We start from the raw sequence: 18,685 nt of genomic DNA on the forward strand, positions 1-18,685 counted from the left end.
TTTACTCAGCTGCACCTTCTCCACTTCCTATTCCTAAAACATCTTCAAGCTTTTCTTTTAAAACTTGTGGAGTAAAAGGTTTTACAATATAGTTATTTACGCCAGCTTTTAAAGCAGTAATCACTTCAGCTTTTCCGCCCTCAGTTGTAACCATGATAATGGGCATATCTTCATATTTTTTCTCTGCTCTTACTTTTTTTACCAACTCCAAGCCATTCATTTCTGGCATATTCCAATCTGTAATTAAAACTTTTACATCTTCATTTTTAGTTAATAAATCCCAAGCTTCAACGCCATGCTCAGCTTCTAAAACATCATCGTGTCCAAGTCTTGTTAGGGTATTTTTAATAATCCTTCTCATAGTAGAACTGTCATCAACAACTAACAATTTCACAATTTCGTCCTTTCAAAGTTTTTATAGTTTTATTTTACCCTTTTTAGCCTTATTAATCAAGCTAAAAAATTTTAAAAAATAGCATTATATCATCTTTTATTTAAAATTTTACTCAAATATTATTATTTTTATACTTAACCGTAAATAAATATACACTTAAACCTAAAAGAAGCAAGCTCACTCCACCGATAAGATAAATCGCATAAATCATCTGAGAAAAATCACCAATAGCAAGTTTAAATACCAACATCAAAGCTTCTATAGCCAAAGCAATGATAATAGAACCTAAAAATCTCACCATAGTTTTTTGAATTCCGCCTTCTTCTTTTTTTGTTTTTCCTAATACTTCTTGTTCGATCAAAGTTTTTGCCAAATCGAAAATAGCTAAAGCTAAAGTTATAGCAATAGTACTTTCAAACATATGTTCTATACCTATAGCTTGATTATCAAAAAGACTAAAAAAACCTTTTTGAAATAAAAAGCAAGTAATCACAAATAAAACCAGTGCGAAACAAAAATATACCAAACGACTAAATTGAGTAAAAATAAACTCAAATTTTCCTGCTTGAATAATCCTTAAAATATCTTCAAGCTTGATATCGATACAAACAACAAAAAGCAAGTTATTTTTATCATCGTAAATTGGCATAGAAGCTGTCACGCAAAGTTCGTTGTTTAAAACCGAAGGATAAGGATCGCTTAAAACGCATCGTCTTAATTTTACAGCTCTATAAAAATAAGAACGAGTACTTCTATCCTCACCCTGCCCTATTTCATGAGCCTTATTTAAGGAAATCGCATTTTCTATTTGCATGCCTGAAATATCTAAAATATACAAAGCATCAAAAACAACAACTTCATGAGCTATTTTATCCAAAGCTGTTTTAATCGTTTCAAGGTGAATATCAGGAAGTTTATTAGGTAAATTTCTTGTTAAAATATAACTCATATAAGCTCTAGCACGATAGCGATTATCTTCAAATCTTTGTATATCTTTTATATACATTATACACCTTCTTTATTGTGTTTAAATTCAGGCACAATCTTTAATAAAGCCTCTGAAATATCTTCACATATTTGTAAATTTTCTATCTCTTTATTAAGCCAATCAAGATCAACCTTCTCATTCTTTGCTACAAAAATACTCTCATATTGTGTTTTAGCATCATTTTCATCAATCAAAAGCTCTTCATAAAGCTTCTCACCTTTTCTTAAGCCTGTGATTTTAATTTCTAAATCATTGCGATTAGAAAGTAAAAGCATTTTTTTAGCTAAATCTATGATTTTCACAGGCTTACCCATATCCAAAACAAAAAGTTCTCCCCCTTTTGCGATAGCTCCAGCTTGTAAAACAAGTTGCACTGCCTCAGCCACAAGCATAAAATAACGCACTATATCAGGGTGTGTTAAAGTTAAAGGCTCATTATTGGCAATTTGTGCTTTAAATTTCGGTATCACACTACCACTAGAACCTAAAACATTACCAAAACGCACACAAGCAACTTCAAAATTTTCATCACTCATACTTAAAGTATAAAGCTCGCAAACTCTCTTAGTGCAACCCATAATATTTGTTGGTCGTACTGCTTTATCTGTACTTATCATCACAAATTTAGCTACTTTATTTTCTTTAGCACTATCGCATAAAATTTTAGTTCCTAAAATATTATTAATTACTGCTGAATGTGGATTTTGTTCGCAAAGAGGCACATGTTTATAAGCGGCTGCATGTAAAATAAGCTCAGGTTTATAAGTTTTTAATACCTCATCTAAACTTTGCTTATCTAAAATACTTAACAAAATAGGAGTAATTTTTTCTTTATATAAATTTAAATCATCATTGATTTTATAAAGATTATACTCACTATGATCAACCATGATAAGATGCTTAGCGCCAAATTTAATACATTGCTTACAAAGTTCACTGCCTATAGTTCCACCTGCTCCACTTACCAAAACTACCTTGTCTTTTAAAAAAGCCGCCACAGCACTATCGTCTAAATCTTTTGGTTTTCTAGCAAGCAAGTCTTCTATACTGATATCTCTTGCTTCATTTCTTGTAAAAGAAAATATTTTTACATCGCAAATACCATAAGCTACAAGTTCTTCAAAAAGTTTTTTAAGCTCTTCTTGTTCAAGTCTTAAAGCAATAATGGCAGTTTTTACCCCTTGTTCTACATAAGATTTTATTTTTTCTTTTTCTTCTACAATAAATTTATCACAATAAGTCCCTATAAGCTCTTTCCTCGCATCAACTACACCCACAGGAAAAAGCCCTAAAGAACCTTCTTTTGCGCCTTTTAACAAATGCAAAGCCTTAGAAGTTGCCCCTACTACAATACAAGGAGTTTCTTCTTCTTTCATTTTAGAAGGTTTAAAATCCACAAGCATTCTTTTGCTAATTCTTAAAGTACCTATAAACATATATGAAAGAACAAAATCTATCACAATAGCACTTCTTGGAAAAGGATTAAAAAAATCACTAAAAAAATAAAAAATAAGAAAAAAACAAAACTCAGCTAAAAGCAAAGCAATAAAAATTTTTCTTGCTTCATTGAGAGAAAAAAATCTCCAAGCTACTTTATAAATTCTAAAAACAAACAAAAATAAAAGTTTTAAAACAAGCAAAATAATAGCAGAAATCATCATACCATGATAAAAAATACTCGGAATATCTCCACTAAATCTCAAAGAAAAAGCCAGATAAACGCTAAGTAAAATTAAAACAATATCTGAAGTTAAAAAAAATGCTAATCTTTTGCTTTTATAAAAAATCATTTTAAGCCTTTATGCTCTTTAAGATCAGTTTTGAAATTTGATAAACATCATCTTTACTCATCGCCGTGCCACTTGGCAAACAAATTCCTTTTTGGAAAAATAGCTCACTATTGCCATTAAGATAAGCCTTAGCTCCTTTAAATACTTCTTGAGTGTGCATAGCTTTCCATAATGGTCTTGTTTCTATTTGTTCATTTTTCAAATCTTCTATGAGTTTTGAAATTTTTGGATGCAAAGCGATATTTTTTTGACTGATATTTATATCTTTTTGACAAGCATTAAGTTCATTTTTATCAAAATCAATCAAAGCTGTACTTAACCAGCGATTACTTCTTGAATTTTCTAATTCATCTAAAAAGCTAAAATGCTCTCCTAAAAATTCTTTATACCACTCATAAATTTCTCTTTTTTTAAGCACTCTTTGTTCTAAAACCTCCATTTGTGCTACGCCAATAGCTCCTAAAACATTGCTTAAACGGTAATTATAACCATAATCTAAATGTTCATAATGCAAACAATTTTCCCTTGCTTGAGTGCTATAAAATCTTGCTTTTTCAATCTTTTCTTTATTTTTTCCTATAAGCATACCTCCACCTGAAGTGGTGATAATTTTATTACCATTATAAGAATAAACTCCAAATTCTCCAAAAGTTCCTAAAGCTTTATTCTTATAAAAACTTCCTAAAGCTTCGGCAGCATCTTCGATTAAAACAATTTCATTTTCTTTGCAAATTTTAACAATCTCATCCATTTTTGCAGCATTGCCATAAAGATGAGTTAAAATCAATGCTTTTGGTTTTTTTTCACATTCTTTAATGGCGAGTTTTAACAAATCTACATCAATATTATAAGTTTCATCACAATCTATAAATACAGGCTTTGCTTTAAGATAACAAATAGGTGCTACTGAAGCGATAAAAGTAAAAGAAGAAGCTAAAACGATATCATCTTGTTTTACCCCTGCCACCCTTAAAGCTAAATGCAAAGCCGCTGTGGCTGAATTTAAAGCTAAGGCATTTTCACTTTTGCTATAATCTTTTACACTTTGCTCAAAGCGATTTACAAATTCACCCAAAGGTGCTATATAATTGCTTTTGAAAACTTCTTCTATGTATTTTAATTCATTGCCACCCATATGCGGAGGAGAAAGAAAAAATCTCATGATTTATCCTTTGTATAAAACAAAATTTTTATAAATTGACTCTATTTTACCTAAAAAAATTTACAAAGAATCAAACAAAAATCTTTTTATAATCATTTCATATTTTTCTTTTTGCAGGCACTCCCACAAAAACACCTTTTTCATCTTGACTTTTAACCAAAGTTGCTCCACCACCTAAAATACTATCATCTGCTAAGCTTAAATTAGGCAAAACACAAGAATTAATCCCTAAAAAACAATTTTTACCGATTTTTACATTGCCCGCACACTTAGCCCCTACACTCACATGAGAAAATTCCCCTATCACGCATTCATGTTCAATCACACTTGAAGTATTTAAAATCACGCCTTTTTCTATTTTGGCTTTAGCATTAACTACTACATAAGGCATGATTAAAATTCCTGCATTTTCCTCCACACCTGCACTAGGACTTATAAGTGCACTTTTATGGATAAGATTAACAATTTTAAAGCCATTTTCTGAAATTTTTTGATAAATCTTTTTTCGAATTTCATTGTTTCCTATGGCTATAAAAAAATCATATTTAGGTAAGGTGCTTTCAAATTTCACTCCTTTAAAATCATCTAAAAAAATACATTCTTTATAACCCATATTTTTAGCCACATCTTCACAAACAAGCCCATGACCACTAGCACCATAAATATAAATTTTTTCAGTTCTTGCCATTAAATTTCTCTGTTGTAACATGGCCTTCTTTGCTTACCCCGCTTCGTTTTAAAACCTTTAAAGCTGTTAAAAACATGATTTTTAAATCAAGCAAAAAAGAAATATTTTTCACATAATACACATCAAGTTCGAATTTTTTCTGCCAAGAAATAGCATTTCTACCATTTACCTGCGCCCACCCTGTTATACCTGGACGCACTTTATGACGTAATTTTTGCTCTTCATTGTAAAGAGGTAAATACTCAACCAAAAGAGGTCTAGGTCCAACAAAACTCATATCCCCTTTTAAAACATTAAAAAGTTGTAAAAGCTCATCCAAACTTAAGCTTCTAACGATTTTTCCAAAAGCTTTCAAACGCAATTCATCGCTTAATAACTCACCCTTTTCATCTCTTTCATCGCTCATGGTTTTAAATTTATAAATTTTAAAAATTTTTTCATCTAACCCTGGGCGATTTTGGGTAAAAATCACACTTCCTTGAGTGATTTTTAAAAGTAAAGCAGTGATTAAAATCACCGGAGAAAAAAGCACCAAAAGCACTAAAGCTAAAATAAAATCAAAAATTCTTTTAAAAACTTTTTCATACATTCTTAATTACCCTATCATAAAGTTTTAAATAACGCTGTGCGATATTATTTTCATCGTATTGTAAAGCATCTTGGGCGGCATTTTTAGCTAAATTTAATCTTAATTTTTCATCTTCTAATAAAAGTGAAATTTTTTCGCTTAAATCTTTAGCATTTTTTGTTTTTGCCCAAAGTCCATCATAAGCATTAGAAATAGCCTCCACACAACCTTCGCAATCACTTACCACTATAGCCTTACCGCAAGCTTTTGCCTCCAAAACACTTACAGGAAAGCCTTCTTTATAGCTTGGTAAAACAAAAATATCACAATTTTGCAAAAGCTCGACTATATCACTTCTAGCACCCAAATAATGCACCACGCCAGAGTTTAAAAACTCCAAACTTGCACAAGAAGGATTTTCATCTCTTCCACCAACTAAAACAAAATTTGCTTTGTCTTTTAGCATAGTAGCACTTTCATAAAATTCTTTCACACCCTTATGCCATAAAGCTCTTGCTATCATAAGCACAATGGGTTTTTTATCTATGTTTAAATTTTTCCAAAAAAGCTCTTTTTTTTCCGATTCTACATAAATAGGAAAAAATTTTTTTAAATTGATCCCTACAGATTTTATCACGCAAATTTTATTTTCTTTAAGTCCTAAATTCCGCATAAACTCAGCATTACTTTCATTGACAAAAATAAACTGGTGTGCAAATTTAAAACTTAATTTATAAAGATTATTAATAACAAAACGCACTAAATTTGCCTTAAAACCTTGATCTATATAAAAAGATCCCAAGCCTTCTACCAAAGCAAAACGATAAGGAATTTTTGCCCATTTTGCTGCTAAAATTCCAAAGGTATTGCTTTTATGTGCTGCACTTTGAATAAAATCAAGATTTAAATTTTTCAAAACCTTAGCAAGATAAAAAAAATTCTTTAAAACCACAAAAGGATTTAAACTAGCTCTTGAAAACTCATAAACAATTACTTTTAAGCCAAGATCTCTAAGTTTTTGCGTGTATTCATCTTGCGGCACTATAACAAAAACTTCGTCTTTTCTATCTTTTAACGCTTTTATAATAGGCATTCTAAAATGATAAATACTCGCTCCTGCATGTGATAAAAATCCTATTCTCATTTTCAACCCTTAAATTTTAAGTTTAAAAACCTTAGCATCTCTAGAATTAATCACCAAGTCAAATAAATTCTTATCATAATTTCCCAAAAAAAACATTTGCACATAAGCACTATTAAACATGGTTTTATCCATTAAAATAAATTGTGCATAAGGAATAGCACTATCCTTTAAATAAAAAATATAAAACTGAGCCTTATCATCAATTGGAGTGATTTTGTATTCACCTTGTTTAATAGAATTAATCTCTACGATACTATTTACAGAAACCACATTATCACCTATTTTAAAACTTCTAAAATCATCGCTTAAAACCACTCCATTGCTAAGATAAATTTCTCCATTTTTAACATCAAGTGGATAAGCTGTGCTAAAGGTAAAAGGTTTATCCAAAACTCCTGTATCTAAATTAATAAAAGAAAAACTAGCCACCGTAGAAAAAATCAAAGACATTCTAGCGGGCATATAAAGATAAATATCACGAGTTTTTGGCGTATCGATTTTAAAATCAGGTTTTGATAATGAAGCTAGAAACAAATCCACATTGCTTTGATTATAATCTTTCATCATGGCTTGTAAAATGTCTGTTTTTAAAATATCATTTTGCGGAGCATAAAAGCTTTTTTCTGTATATTCTACACTAAGTCTTGCCATATTAGCTGCAGCTTGTTCATCTTTGCTTAAAACAAAAGAAGGGAAAAAATTATCCCTACCTAAATGCTTTCCACCATCTACTAAAGTTTTCACATCGCTATAATAACGCACAGGATAACCATAATCCCACCAAGTTACCACATAATCTTCTCTATTGGCTATATTTTTTAATTGATTTAATAATGATGCTTCATTTTGAGAAAAAACTGTTGGTGCTTTATAGTTGTAAATATGGATAAATACTGGAGCTAAAGTCAAAATAGTTGCAAAAACAATACAAACATTTGAAGTTAATTGGCTATATTTTTTAACCAATATAGCCTTAAACTCGCTCAATAAAAAACCAAATCCTAAGGCCATTACAGGTACAGAATAAATGGTAAATCTAAGCCCCCCTTTTAAGGCTAAAAACCCAAGCACCAATATAGGTAAAGCCATAATCATACTTTTATGTTTTCTCAAAAGCCATACAAAACCAAACAAAGAAAACAAAAAAACAATTTCACTACCACTAATTCTTCGCATAAATTCGCTAAGATCTACATTTTCAACTTCTTGTATGGTTTGATTGACATTAAAATACATAAAACCCTGCGTTAAATTCGCACTTTCATCACTTCTAAAAATATAAAATTTAAGCTGATAAAGTATAGGATCAACCCCACCACTTAAAATCAAAAATATCAAAGTTACACTACCTAAAATTCCTATAATCATAAAATTTAAGCGTTTTTGCTCTAAGACAAATAAAGCAAAAAGTATTACTATAATGGCACTTTGATAAAACCATGCTATATTTGAAAGAGTAAGAGAAGACAAAATCACAGCTATATAAAAAATCTTTTCTTTTCTATGAAAAATAAGCGTATAAATTAAAAAAAGTCCAATTAAAGCTACATTTAAAGTATAACTTGAAGGATACCACCAAAGATAAATTCCTATAAATAACGGCAAGGCAATCAATGAAAAAAAGTCTTTTTTTAAAATCATTCTTACCATAAAAAATAAAATAAACATAGGTAAAACAATTACCAGCATATCCGTATCATAATACCCACTCATAGTGCGATTATAATAACTGTTTGCTATACTTGCTAAAAGAGCAGCTACAAAGCCCATTAAAGGACGTTTGTATTCATTAGCTAGTAAAATAATAGGAATCACCACCAAAGAAGATAAAAAAGTACTCATATATAAAATGATACTTTCAAAAGAAAAAGGTGTGACTTTATAAAGCCAATAAGTAAGCGTAGATAAAGAAGATCCATAATAACTCAAATCATTAGGCTGATGAAAACCTGCTATCATATCTCTTGCGCCTTCAGCAAAGGCATAGCCATCGTTTGAAATGATCATTAATTGATTATTGAAAAAATACTCATTAAACTCACTTGCCCACCAAACCCAATAAAACCTGCAAAATACACTAAAAACATAAGCTAATATAATCATTGCAAACAAAACTAAATAAGGGTTTTTTAAATACTCTTTTTTCAACATCTTTTATCCTAATAAATATCTCAAAGCATCGCGTGCAATTTTTACTTTATCAAAGGCCTTAGCCCTAGTTTTAGCCTTATTTTTATACGCTTTTCTTAATTTATCGTCTTCAAGCATAGTTTTTAAACCCTGAAACATGGAGTTTTCATTATCTACTTCTACTAAAAGTCCAAATTCATCATCTCCAAAAAGCTCTCTTGCACCACTTTTATGATCAGTGCAAACTACCGCACAAGAACAAGCTAAGCTTTCAATTAAAACATTTGAAAAACCTTCAAACACAGAAGCAAAAGCAAAAAATTCACATTTAGCCATGTATTTATAAGGATTATTATCAAATCCTAAAAGCAAAACCTTTTCTTCTAAATTCAACTCTTTAATCAAAACTAAAAGCTCATCTTTAAGTACACCTTCACCTAAAATCACAAGCTTTAAATCTGTTTTCAATCTCGCATAAGCACGAATTAATAAAGCATGATTTTTACCTTTATCAAGCCTGCCTACACTTAAAATAAATTTATCTTTTAAAGCTATGTCTTCAAGGGCTTTTTGCTCTATGTTTTCTAAATCGATGGCATTGTATAAAATTTCACATTTTTTTGGATTTATACTAAAATTTTGCACTAAATCTTCTAAATTTCCCTTAGAATTAGGCAAGATTAAATCAGCCCTTGGGTAAAGCAAAGAAATTAAAAATTTATTTGCCAAAGAATTAAAATTATTTTTCGCATACATCACACTTGGCGTAGTGCATTCATTGATCACAAGGCGAGTTTTATTTCCAAACATTCTTGCCATTAAAGCTATATAATTAGGTCGATTTAAAAAAACAAATTCTGTATCAATGCCTAAATTTCTGCAAAGTTTTTTGTATTTTAAAGCCAAAAAAGGTAATTTTAAAAATTTCAAAATAGGATTTTCACTAGGTTTTGAATATTCTAAAAAATGAATTTGACACTCTGGAATTTCATAAGAAATTTTATTATTCATCAAGATCAAATGCACTTCAAATTTCAAACTTAAAATAGGCAATAAAGTCGCCACAACTCTTTCAGCACCACCACTTCCCAAAGAATAAATAAAAATGCCTAATTTTTGCATAAAGCCACCCGAATTTTCGATAATTTTTCAATCATATTATTTGGAATTATACTTAAAATGAGTAATATCAAAGCAGGAGCGTTGATTTTTATACTCAGGCTTTTAAACAAACATTTATAAAGAGCTTTATAATTTTTTGCAAGTTTTGCATAATAAGCTGCCATTTTATAATAACTCGCACAAGTTTTTTTATAATCTTTATCCTTACTCATTCTAAGTTCATTTTCTAAAATTTTAGCAAGCTCTAAATATCCCAAATACACCCTATAAGCATTTTTACTCGCCCCTAAAGTCACGCTATCTTGCCTAAAAATCCTATAAATCCTAAAAGCCTTATGAATATAAAAACTTTTTTCCTTGTATAAATTTACCCAAAGCGTGGCTTCATTGCCATAAAATTCTTCATTAAAACGCTTGTTTTCAAGTAGAGATTTTTTAAAAACAGAAAAAAACTCTCCGCTAAATTTAGCCATTAAAAAATCTTTTTTAGAAATTTCGCTATCTTTTTCCAAACCCTTGCCGCTAAATTCCTTGCTTAAATTTCCTTCTTTTTCTATCAAACAATTTCCAAAAACATGAGCATAACCTTCGTTTGCTTTTTGCATTAAGATGCCTAAAGCCCCAGATAAAAGTTCATCATCATCATCTAAAAAAGTTACAAACTCGCCACTTGCTTGATCTAAGCCATTATTTTTATTGCCATTTGGACCTTGTTTGTAGTTTTGATTTAAAAAATACTTAATGCGATCATCATTTTTTTGTAAATTTTGCACCACACTTTTAGTATCATCGCTAGAATTATCATCACTTATAATAATTTCTAAATCTTTAAAATCTTGATTTTGTATGCTTTTAATAGCCTTTTCTAACAAAACTTGACGATTAAAAGTTGGTACTATAACAGAAAGTTTAGGCATTTTTAACCTCGACTATAAGCTTAAGCCATTCTTCTTTGATATGAGAAATTTCAAAATCTTTACACCTTTGTTTGGCATTATTTACAAGTTCTTTTCTAAAATTTTCATCATTTAAAACAAGTTCGAGTTTTTTAGCAAGTGCTATTTCATCATCACAACCTACCAAAAGTCCATCATGATTATCTTTGATCAAATCCTTAGCACCATTATAATAAGAACTTGAAATTCTACAAACCTCAAAATACAAACTTTCAATTAAAACCGTTGGCAAACCCTCTACAAAAGAACAAAGGCAAAGTGCTTTTGCTTTTTCATAAAGAGCCTTGACATTTTCAACGCGTCCTAAAAAATCAACTTTTATTCCTAAAGATTTTACCTTATATTCAAGTTCTTGCCTTAACTCTCCATCTCCTGCTATAACAAATTTATAATTTTCTTGCAAATTTTTATCCAAATGCGCTATAGCTTTTAAAAACATTGCAGGGTTTTTGTTGTGATCTAAACGCCCTATAAAAAGAACCAAATTTTCCTTTTCAAAACTAGAATCAAAAGGAATTTCATCGCTAAAATGACAAGGATTTAATAAAAGCTTAACCCTTTTTACAAATCTTTCATAATACACCTTATCACTGCTTCCAAGCACACTTAAAGCATCACAAAAAGGATAGCTTACCCTTCTTAAAAAACGCCAAATTTTAGGTTTTAAATACGCCTCATTGCTATGCTCACTTATAATGAGTGGAGTTTTAAGCCCTATTTTCGCAGCAATACAAGCAATATTAGTCGTATCCAAAAAAGAAATAAAAACATCAGCCTTACTTTCTTTTAAAGCCTTTCTTAAAGCAAAAAATTTCTTAAAACGACTTGCGATTTTATGATAAAGCGTGTCAAATCTAAATTGTTCTAAACTTGTAACTTTAACTTCATTTTCAAGCTTATAAAAAGATTCTCCTGCATGAAATTTAATAATACTTACTTCATGCTCTTTACAAAGTGCATTAGCCAAGGTTACTAAAACACGCTCAGCGCCTCCTGAATTTAAAGTTGCGATAATAAAGCTTATTTTCATCATTTCTCCTCTTTAAGCTTGCCGTGTTCTAAACGATAAACCTTATCACATTGCGTTATCGTAGAAAGGCGATGTGCGATAATAATCATGGTTTTATCTTTAGAAATTTTATAAATTTCATCCATGATTTTTGCTTCACTTTGAGTATCAAGCGCAGAAGTTGCTTCATCAAGCACTAAAATTTCAGGCTCTAGATATAAAGCTCTTGCTATGGCTATGCGTTGTTTTTGCCCACCGCTTAAATTACTCCCCCCATCACCTACTTTTGTTTGCACTCCTTGAGGTAAATTTTTTATAAAATGCTCTAAATTTGCTTGTTTGATAACCCTGTTAAGTTTTTCTTCATCAACCGCATCTCCAAAAGTAATATTTTTAGCTATGCTGTCATTAAAAAGATAGATATTTTGTGGGATATAGCCTATTTTTTGGCGATAATTTTTTGCATTACTTGCATTTAACTCTTGCTTATCAATTAAAATTTGCCCTTCTTTTGGTTTTAAAAGTCCTATGATAAGATCTACTAAGGTACTTTTTCCGCAACCACTCTCCCCTATAAAAGCGATTTTTTCGCCTTTTTTAATGTTTAAGTTAAGATTTTTAAATAAATATTTTTTTCCCTCATAACCAAAGCTAAGATTGCAAATTTTAAGCTCTTGATTAAAGCTTAATTTTTCCTCGCCCAAATTTTCTTCTTCTTGTCTTAAATTTTGGTAAATAATATCCAAAGAAGAATGATAATAAAGCAAATCATGATAACTTGTGATAATACGATTTGCGCTTGGCATTAAGCGATAAAGTGCTAAAACAAAAATAGAAATCGTGGATAAAATACCTGAAATATCACTTTCATTTTTCAAAACCAAAAATACCACGATAAAAACAAGTACACAAAAACCTATTCCTTCAAGATAAATTCTAGGCACTGCAGCTACGCTTTCATTGATAATATTCGCTTTAGAAAAAGCTTCACTTTGTGCTTTAAAAAGGCTTAATACTCCATCTTCTTTGGTTTTAAGCTTGATAAATTTGAAATTATTTAAATTTGTATTTAAAATTTCGAAGAAATTTTTCATCGCTTCTTCACGTTTTAGTCCTGCTTTTTTAATGATAGGACTTAAAATTTTCACTAAAATAAAAGCATTTAATACCATAAAAATACTTAAAAATAAAGTGATTTTATAATTAATCAAAAGCATTAAAGCATAAAGCAAAAGCACTACAAAAATTTCACTCATCAAAAGTAAAAATGATGAAATCATAGTGCTTAGATTATAAACTTCCCCTGTAATGGACTTTAAAATTTCAGATTGATTTTTTTGAGTAAATTTTTCATAATTAATATTTAAAAATTTAGAAAAAACCTTATAAGCAATCGCGTGATAACGCCCTTTAGAAAATCTTGCCAAAAGATGAAAATAATACGCATTTAACAAAGCTCTAAACACATAAAAAACAATAAGCCCCACTCCAAAATAAACAATGATTTCAAAAACAGGGATATTAAGATATTCTTTTAGGCTGATTAAATATTTATTACGATCAAAATAAGAAAAATCACTAGCCAAAGTGATAAAAGGCATTACCAAAGAAATTGCAAAAGTTTCCATAAAAGAAACAAATACTGAAAAAACAAGCAAGAAAAATAAAAAATTTTTATCTTCCTTGCTTAAAATAAAAAAAAGTTTTTTTAACACTGTTTTTCCCAATCAAAAGCAGATTTACAAATAAGCTCTAAATCATCATATTTAGGCTGCCAAGAAGTAAGATTTCTGATTTTACTTGCATCAGAAATCAACACACTAGGATCGCCCGCACGGCGTGGGGCAAGTTCTACTTTAAAATCCACTCCGCTAACTTTTTTCATCGCTTCAATCACTTCTTTTACACTAAAACCATGTCCATAACCTACATTAAAAACATTGCTTTCATTCTCTTGTAAATAATCCAAAGCCGCTAAATGCGCGCTTGAAATATCATCTACATGGATAAAATCTCTTATACAAGTACCATCTTTTGTATCATAATCATCGCCAAATATGAAAAGTTTATCACGTTTTCCTGCGGCACATTCAGCTGCAACTTTTATAAGCAAAGTCGCTTTTGGATAGCGTTGTCCTAAAGTATAATCCATGCAAGCACCTGCAACATTAAAATATCTTAAAATACAATGCTTAAATTCAGGATTTGCCATACTTGCATCACGCAAAACTTCTTCGCTCATAAGCTTACTACGCCCATAAGGATTAATAGGTGCCAAAGGACTTGTTTCGCTCACAACAGGAGTTTGTGGTTCGCCATAAGTGGCTGCCGTTGAAGAAAATATAAATTTATTCACTCCAGTTTGCAAACAAGTTTCGATGAGATTTGTCGTATTAACAGTGTTGTTCATATAATATTTTAAAGGATTTTGCATACTTTCAAAAACTTCAATACTCGCTGCAAAATGCACAATAGCGTCAAATTTTTCTCTCTCAAACAATGCTTTTACGCCTTGAAAATCACTTAAATCTTGTTCAAAAAATTTAAAAGCTCTTATTTTTTGCAAATCTTCTATTGCGATTTTAGAACCCTTAGAAAGATTATCTAAAACACAAATTTCATGATCTATTTTTAAAAATTGTCTTAAAGTATGAGAACCTATATAACCTGCACCACCGCTAATAAGAATTTTCATCATCATTCCTTTTTTCTAAAAATGTCAAAAATAAATTTTAATATATTTTCTTAAATACTTAAGATCGAACTTTTGAAATTTCACTCTCACAAGCTTTTGCAAAAACTTCTGTATAAGAACGATCTGATTTTTTTTCACGCAAAAAATCTCTCATATAAGAAAGAAAATCAACATAATCTTCTTCACTAACATTAGCTTTAATAAGTTCATATTTTAAAAAAAGCATATAGGTATTTAAAACATCACTTTCACAATATTCGTGAATTTTTTCAAGTTCATTTTCATAAAAAAGTTTCATCACCTCATCGCCATGCACATCATATTTTCCTGGCAAACCCACCATAGAGCAAAGTGTATCAAGCTTTATTCCACGCCCATTAGATCCTAAGGATTCTAATAAATCACAATGTTTTAATTCTGAAAATCTTGTTTTATAATTATTCCATTTATCGCTTTGAGTATCTAAATAAGTTGCCGCTTTTAAATTGTATTTTAAAGCCCTTAAAACAAGAACAGGCATATCGAAATTTTTACCATTAAAGCTGACTAATTTTGGCTCATAATTTTCTATAAAATTAAAAAAATTCTCAATCATTTCTTTTTCATTTTGCCCATCAATTTTATTTACTTTGATAAATTTTCCAAAATTATCACTTAAAACCGCACAAATACTGATGATTTTATGATAAGGCAAAGGCAAAAACTCACTCCCACTTTGTTCTTTTTGCCACTGAAGTGCTTTTAAACTTACCTCTAAATCACTTCCTTCAAAACCTAAAGTTTTGCGGATAAGCTCAACATCTGGCACACTCTCGCAATCAAAAACACAAATATAACCTTCATTTTTTGCCATTTTTAACCTTTTTTTAAATAATTTCGCTAAAATCATAGCAAAAATTTTAAAATCTTAGGCTTTTAATGAAAATAGCAATTGTTCGTTTATCAGCACTTGGTGATATTATCCAAAGTGCCGTGGTTTTGCAATTTATCAAAAATTTTAAAAAAGATATAGAAATTCATTGGTTTGTAGATGAAAAATTTGAAGGCATACTTAAAAACCATCCTTTAATAGACAAACTCTATGCCCTGCCCTTAAAAGACAAAAAAATTTTAAAAAGCCTAAAAATTCTTCTTAAAGCAAGAAAAAACAACTATAATGCAGTAATAGATCTACAAGGGCTTATAAAATCTGCTATTGTAAGTCGAATTTTAAGTAGAAATAATTTTGGTTTTGATAAAAATAGTCTTAAAGAAAGTTTTGCTCATAATTTCTACAACCAAAAACTTGAGTTAGATTACAATGAAAATGTATTTGTAAGATACTTAAGTCTTACCTCCTTTATGTTAAATACTGATTTTAATGTCAAAAATTTAGCCTTTAAGCAAGATATTTTTAGCGTAGATGAAAATTTAAAACAACTCTTAAACAATAAACTCAAGCTCGACAAAAACGAAAAAAACATACTCATACACGTGGGTTCAAGTGTAGAAAATAAAATCTATCCTAAAACCAAACTTGCTATACTTTGCAAACTTTTAATCAATGAATTTCAACAAGCAAAAATTTGGCTCGCTTGGGGAAATGTAAAAGAATACGAATTTGCTAAAGAGGTTTTAAATCTTAGCCGTATTGATGAAACACATATAGAATTAGCGCCAAAATTCAATCTTGAAGAACTAATGGCTTTTACAAAAATGATGAATTTAATCATAGGAAATGATAGCGGTCCAACACATTTAGCCTTTGCTTTAAACAAAGCATCTATTACGATTTTTGGTGCAACACCAAGCTACCGCAATGCTTTTCAAACTCATATCAATAAAATCATTGATGCAGGTAAAAAAATCCAAAATTCCAAACATATCGATAAAAGTGATTTTTGCATCACGCGTATAGAAGAAGAAGATATCTTCAAACTTGCCAAAGGCTTACTTAATGAAAAATAGCGATAGAATATATCTTAGTCTTTATTATATTTTGAAATTTTTTGTTACTTTTATACCTGATTGTATCTTGCATTTTTTAGCTTTGATTGCGGCAAGAATCACTTTTCATCTTAACAAAAAACACCGCAAAATCATCGATACAAATTTGCAAATCTGTTTTCCTCAATACACTCAAAAAGAACGCGATAAATTGTCTTTAAAAATTTATGAAAATTTTGCTCAATTTGGGATTGATTGTTTACAAAATCAAAACACCACCAAAGAAAAAATTCTCAATAAAGTAAATTTTATCAATGAAAATTTTCTTATAGACGCTCTAGCTTTAAAGCGTCCTATTATCTTCACAACTGCACACTATGGAAACTGGGAAATTTTAAGCCTTGCTTATGCAGCTAAATATGGTGCGATTTCCATAGTGGGAAAAAAGTTAAAAAGTGAAACTATGTATGAAATTTTAAGCCAAAGCCGCACCCAATTTAACATAGAGCTTATTGACAAAAAAGGCGGTATAAGACAAATGCTAAGTGCTCTAAAAAAGGAGCGAACTTTGGGAATTCTAACCGATCAAGACTGCACTGATAATGAAAGCATAAAGCTAAAATTTTTTAACAAAGAAGTGAATTATCAAATGGGAGCAAGCTTTATCGCGCAAAGAAGCAATGCTTTAATCATTCCTGTTTATGCCTATAAAGAAGATGGTAAATTTTACATAGAGTTTTTTAAAGCAAAAGATTCTCAAAATGCAAGCTTAAAAGAACTGACGCTTTATCAAGCACAAAGTTGCGAAGAAATGATTAAAAAAAGACCTTGGGAATACTTTTTTTTTCATAGACGCTTTGCAAGTTATAATGAAGAAAATTACAAATAAAATAAATTTTTTATATTTTTTATTTTTTTAGGATGACGCAAAATATCAACAAAAATATATTTAGCCATTAATATTTTATTTTGCTTGGAAAATTTTATTATATTTTTTACACCTAATGGATCACTAGTTAAATCAGTTTTAATTATATTACAATGCCAAGACAAAGAATTTCGAAAAAAAATATCATATTGTTTATTTTTTTTTACAAAATCTCTGTAAAAATTATTAATTACAATTCCAGATTTCACTACACAAAAATGATGAAAATATATTTTTGTTTTATCAAGATTATTAAAATATGAGTTAATTTTGTATAGATGTTTTGGAATTTGTGCTTGTTTTGCTTTTTTAGAACTAGAAGAATCATCTCTTACTCTGTAAATCATTAAAGCAGTATCAATAAAAAAAAATCTTTTTCCAAGCATAAATAATATAATACCAAAATCATTATCTTCGTTGTATATACCATGAGTAAAACGAAGATTGTATTCGTTTAAAATACTAGATTTAAAACTTCCTTGCCAGGTAAAAACAAATGAGTATCTTTTACTTGCAATTAAAATATTTGAAGCTAAATCACAAGAATAAGTTTTAATATGATTTGGTATGTCAAAGTAATGTTGCTTGGTAAATTCATTTTTGTTTTCAATAAATCTATGTAAATTATGTGCACAAATATCTAAATCTTTTTCAATCATTTCTTTCACGCAAAGTTCTATGCAATCATTTAAAAAATAATCATCTGAATCTAAAAAGTGAATTATAGAATTTGGTAGCTCTTGGACTAATAAATCATTTATATTTTCTATATTTGTTTTTATATATCTTTTTTGAATAGGTACAAAATTTGATTTTATTGTTTCTTTATTAATTATTTTTGTATTTTTATCAAAAGTATGAGTTGAAGTAAAAGAAATTATGTCTTGTTCGATGTTATCTTCAAAAAAACTTCTGAGTTTAGTTCCTTTTATAAATTCTAATCCCATATTTCTTGCTGAAGATTGTCCCCCATTTTCCTTGGAGATTAAAAATATTCTTTCATCTTTACCAAGATATTCTAAGGCTATATTTAAGCTTCCATCGTCACTTCCATCATCCACTAACATAATATCTAAATTTTTATACGTTTGATTTATTACGCTATCTAAACATTCTCTTAAATAAGGTGCTACATTATATATTGGGATGATAATAGTAATTAAAGGATTATTCATATATACTTTC

The 18,685-nt window shown here is 29.5% G+C and carries 17 protein-coding genes; 2 read left to right on the forward strand and 15 right to left on the reverse strand.

Features of this window, described 5'->3' with window-relative positions; all coding sequences use genetic code 11:
• Position 1: 1 nt before the first annotated feature.
• The 14 genes from AJ884_RS01335 to AJ884_RS01400 all read right to left on the reverse strand — a co-directional run bounded on the left by AJ884_RS01335 (position 2) and on the right by AJ884_RS01400 (position 15,499).
• Entirely contained in the window at positions 2-394 is a 393-nt protein-coding gene (locus AJ884_RS01335; RefSeq protein ID WP_032603349.1) for a chemotaxis response regulator CheY, read from the reverse strand.
• 112 nt (positions 395-506) lie between these two features.
• Positions 507-1,400: a PDC sensor domain-containing protein gene (locus AJ884_RS01340; protein ID WP_053872406.1), complete on the reverse strand. Its 894-nt coding sequence runs from the start codon at positions 1,398-1,400 to the stop codon at positions 507-509.
• Complete coding sequence (gene pglF, locus AJ884_RS01345) at positions 1,400-3,172, reverse strand: UDP-N-acetylglucosamine 4,6-dehydratase (configuration-retaining) (RefSeq protein ID WP_053872407.1); 1,773 nt, start codon at positions 3,170-3,172, stop codon at positions 1,400-1,402. The genes AJ884_RS01340 and pglF overlap by 1 nt, the downstream gene beginning before the upstream one ends.
• A 1-nt stretch (position 3,173) precedes the next feature.
• The gene (pglE, locus tag AJ884_RS01350; protein WP_002880712.1) at positions 3,174-4,334 is read right to left on the reverse strand and encodes a UDP-N-acetylbacillosamine transaminase; all 1,161 of its coding nucleotides are present in this window, start codon (positions 4,332-4,334) and stop codon (positions 3,174-3,176) included.
• A gap of 97 nt (positions 4,335-4,431) precedes the next feature.
• Positions 4,432-5,022 (reverse strand): UDP-N-acetylbacillosamine N-acetyltransferase, encoded by a 591-nt coding sequence (gene pglD, locus AJ884_RS01355; RefSeq protein WP_032603433.1) that lies wholly within the window; start codon positions 5,020-5,022, stop codon positions 4,432-4,434.
• The gene (pglC, locus tag AJ884_RS01360) at positions 5,009-5,611 is read right to left on the reverse strand and encodes an undecaprenyl phosphate N,N'-diacetylbacillosamine 1-phosphate transferase (RefSeq protein ID WP_002861839.1); all 603 of its coding nucleotides are present in this window, start codon (positions 5,609-5,611) and stop codon (positions 5,009-5,011) included. The genes pglD and pglC overlap by 14 nt, the downstream gene beginning before the upstream one ends.
• Positions 5,604-6,734 carry a N,N'-diacetylbacillosaminyl-diphospho-undecaprenol alpha-1,3-N-acetylgalactosaminyltransferase gene (gene pglA, locus AJ884_RS01365; RefSeq protein ID WP_070282306.1) on the reverse strand — a complete coding sequence of 377 codons (1,131 nt, stop codon included), beginning with the start codon at positions 6,732-6,734 and terminating at the stop codon, positions 5,604-5,606. Before pglA ends, pglC begins: the two co-directional genes overlap by 8 nt.
• 9 nt (positions 6,735-6,743) lie before the next feature.
• Positions 6,744-8,885: an undecaprenyl-diphosphooligosaccharide--protein glycotransferase gene (gene pglB, locus AJ884_RS01370; RefSeq protein WP_070286353.1), complete on the reverse strand. Its 2,142-nt coding sequence runs from the start codon at positions 8,883-8,885 to the stop codon at positions 6,744-6,746.
• A 3-nt stretch (positions 8,886-8,888) separates the two neighbouring features.
• On the reverse strand, positions 8,889-9,986 hold the full coding sequence (gene pglJ / locus AJ884_RS01375) for an N-acetylgalactosamine-N,N'-diacetylbacillosaminyl-diphospho-undecaprenol 4-alpha-N-acetylgalactosaminyltransferase (RefSeq protein ID WP_070233027.1): 1,098 nt from the start codon (positions 9,984-9,986) through the stop codon (positions 8,889-8,891).
• Positions 9,974-10,903 carry a GalNAc(5)-diNAcBac-PP-undecaprenol beta-1,3-glucosyltransferase gene (gene pglI, locus AJ884_RS01380; RefSeq protein WP_044780181.1) on the reverse strand — a complete coding sequence of 310 codons (930 nt, stop codon included), beginning with the start codon at positions 10,901-10,903 and terminating at the stop codon, positions 9,974-9,976. The genes pglJ and pglI overlap by 13 nt, the downstream gene beginning before the upstream one ends.
• Positions 10,896-11,975 (reverse strand): GalNAc-alpha-(1->4)-GalNAc-alpha-(1->3)-diNAcBac-PP-undecaprenol alpha-1,4-N-acetyl-D-galactosaminyltransferase, encoded by a 1,080-nt coding sequence (gene pglH / locus AJ884_RS01385; RefSeq protein ID WP_083267217.1) that lies wholly within the window; start codon positions 11,973-11,975, stop codon positions 10,896-10,898. The genes pglI and pglH overlap by 8 nt, the downstream gene beginning before the upstream one ends.
• On the reverse strand, positions 11,972-13,666 hold the full coding sequence (gene pglK / locus AJ884_RS01390) for an ABC-type lipopolysaccharide transporter PglK (RefSeq protein ID WP_070286355.1): 1,695 nt from the start codon (positions 13,664-13,666) through the stop codon (positions 11,972-11,974). Before pglK ends, pglH begins: the two co-directional genes overlap by 4 nt.
• Positions 13,660-14,646 carry a UDP-glucose 4-epimerase GalE gene (gene galE, locus AJ884_RS01395; protein WP_070210271.1) on the reverse strand — a complete coding sequence of 329 codons (987 nt, stop codon included), beginning with the start codon at positions 14,644-14,646 and terminating at the stop codon, positions 13,660-13,662. The genes pglK and galE overlap by 7 nt, the downstream gene beginning before the upstream one ends.
• A gap of 58 nt (positions 14,647-14,704) precedes the next feature.
• Positions 14,705-15,499, reverse strand: coding sequence for a 3'-5' exonuclease (locus AJ884_RS01400; RefSeq protein WP_070242909.1), 795 nt, complete (start codon positions 15,497-15,499; stop codon positions 14,705-14,707).
• A 65-nt stretch (positions 15,500-15,564) separates the two neighbouring features.
• Here AJ884_RS01400 and waaC point away from each other — a divergent pair, with 65 nt between their 5' ends.
• A complete protein-coding gene (waaC, locus tag AJ884_RS01405; protein WP_070286356.1) occupies positions 15,565-16,593 on the forward strand; it encodes a lipopolysaccharide heptosyltransferase I in 1,029 nt (342 codons plus the stop codon).
• Positions 16,583-17,461 carry a lipid A biosynthesis lauroyl acyltransferase gene (locus AJ884_RS01410; RefSeq protein ID WP_070286357.1) on the forward strand — a complete coding sequence of 293 codons (879 nt, stop codon included), beginning with the start codon at positions 16,583-16,585 and terminating at the stop codon, positions 17,459-17,461. The genes waaC and AJ884_RS01410 overlap by 11 nt, the downstream gene beginning before the upstream one ends.
• Here the strand turns inward: AJ884_RS01410 and AJ884_RS01415 are convergent.
• Positions 17,452-18,675: a glycosyltransferase family 2 protein gene (locus AJ884_RS01415; RefSeq protein WP_044779125.1), complete on the reverse strand. Its 1,224-nt coding sequence runs from the start codon at positions 18,673-18,675 to the stop codon at positions 17,452-17,454. The two genes, AJ884_RS01410 and AJ884_RS01415, sit on opposite strands and share 10 nt — an antisense overlap.
• Positions 18,676-18,685 lie beyond the last annotated feature (10 nt).

This window comes from Campylobacter sp. BCW_6463 (genome assembly GCF_001762785.1).
GTDB lineage: Bacteria > Campylobacterota > Campylobacteria > Campylobacterales > Campylobacteraceae > Campylobacter_D > Campylobacter_D jejuni.

Coding starts and splice junctions, on each gene's coding strand:
- AJ884_RS01340 (WP_053872406.1), bottom strand. CDS start 1,400: ATGTATATAAAAGATATACAAAGATTTGAAGATAATCGCTATCGTGCT.
- pglF (WP_053872407.1), bottom strand. CDS start 3,172: ATGATTTTTTATAAAAGCAAAAGATTAGCATTTTTTTTAACTTCAGAT.
- pglE (WP_002880712.1), bottom strand. CDS start 4,334: ATGAGATTTTTTCTTTCTCCTCCGCATATGGGTGGCAATGAATTAAAA.
- pglD (WP_032603433.1), bottom strand. CDS start 5,022: ATGGCAAGAACTGAAAAAATTTATATTTATGGTGCTAGTGGTCATGGG.
- pglC (WP_002861839.1), bottom strand. CDS start 5,611: ATGTATGAAAAAGTTTTTAAAAGAATTTTTGATTTTATTTTAGCTTTA.
- pglA (WP_070282306.1), bottom strand. CDS start 6,734: ATGAGAATAGGATTTTTATCACATGCAGGAGCGAGTATTTATCATTTT.
- pglB (WP_070286353.1), bottom strand. CDS start 8,885: ATGTTGAAAAAAGAGTATTTAAAAAACCCTTATTTAGTTTTGTTTGCA.
- pglJ (WP_070233027.1), bottom strand. CDS start 9,986: ATGCAAAAATTAGGCATTTTTATTTATTCTTTGGGAAGTGGTGGTGCT.
- pglI (WP_044780181.1), bottom strand. CDS start 10,903: ATGCCTAAACTTTCTGTTATAGTACCAACTTTTAATCGTCAAGTTTTG.
- pglH (WP_083267217.1), bottom strand. CDS start 11,975: ATGATGAAAATAAGCTTTATTATCGCAACTTTAAATTCAGGAGGCGCT.
- galE (WP_070210271.1), bottom strand. CDS start 14,646: ATGAAAATTCTTATTAGCGGTGGTGCAGGTTATATAGGTTCTCATACT.
- AJ884_RS01400 (WP_070242909.1), bottom strand. CDS start 15,499: ATGGCAAAAAATGAAGGTTATATTTGTGTTTTTGATTGCGAGAGTGTG.
- waaC (WP_070286356.1), top strand. CDS start 15,565: ATGAAAATAGCAATTGTTCGTTTATCAGCACTTGGTGATATTATCCAA.
- AJ884_RS01410 (WP_070286357.1), top strand. CDS start 16,583: ATGAAAAATAGCGATAGAATATATCTTAGTCTTTATTATATTTTGAAA.
- AJ884_RS01415 (WP_044779125.1), bottom strand. CDS start 18,675: ATGAATAATCCTTTAATTACTATTATCATCCCAATATATAATGTAGCA.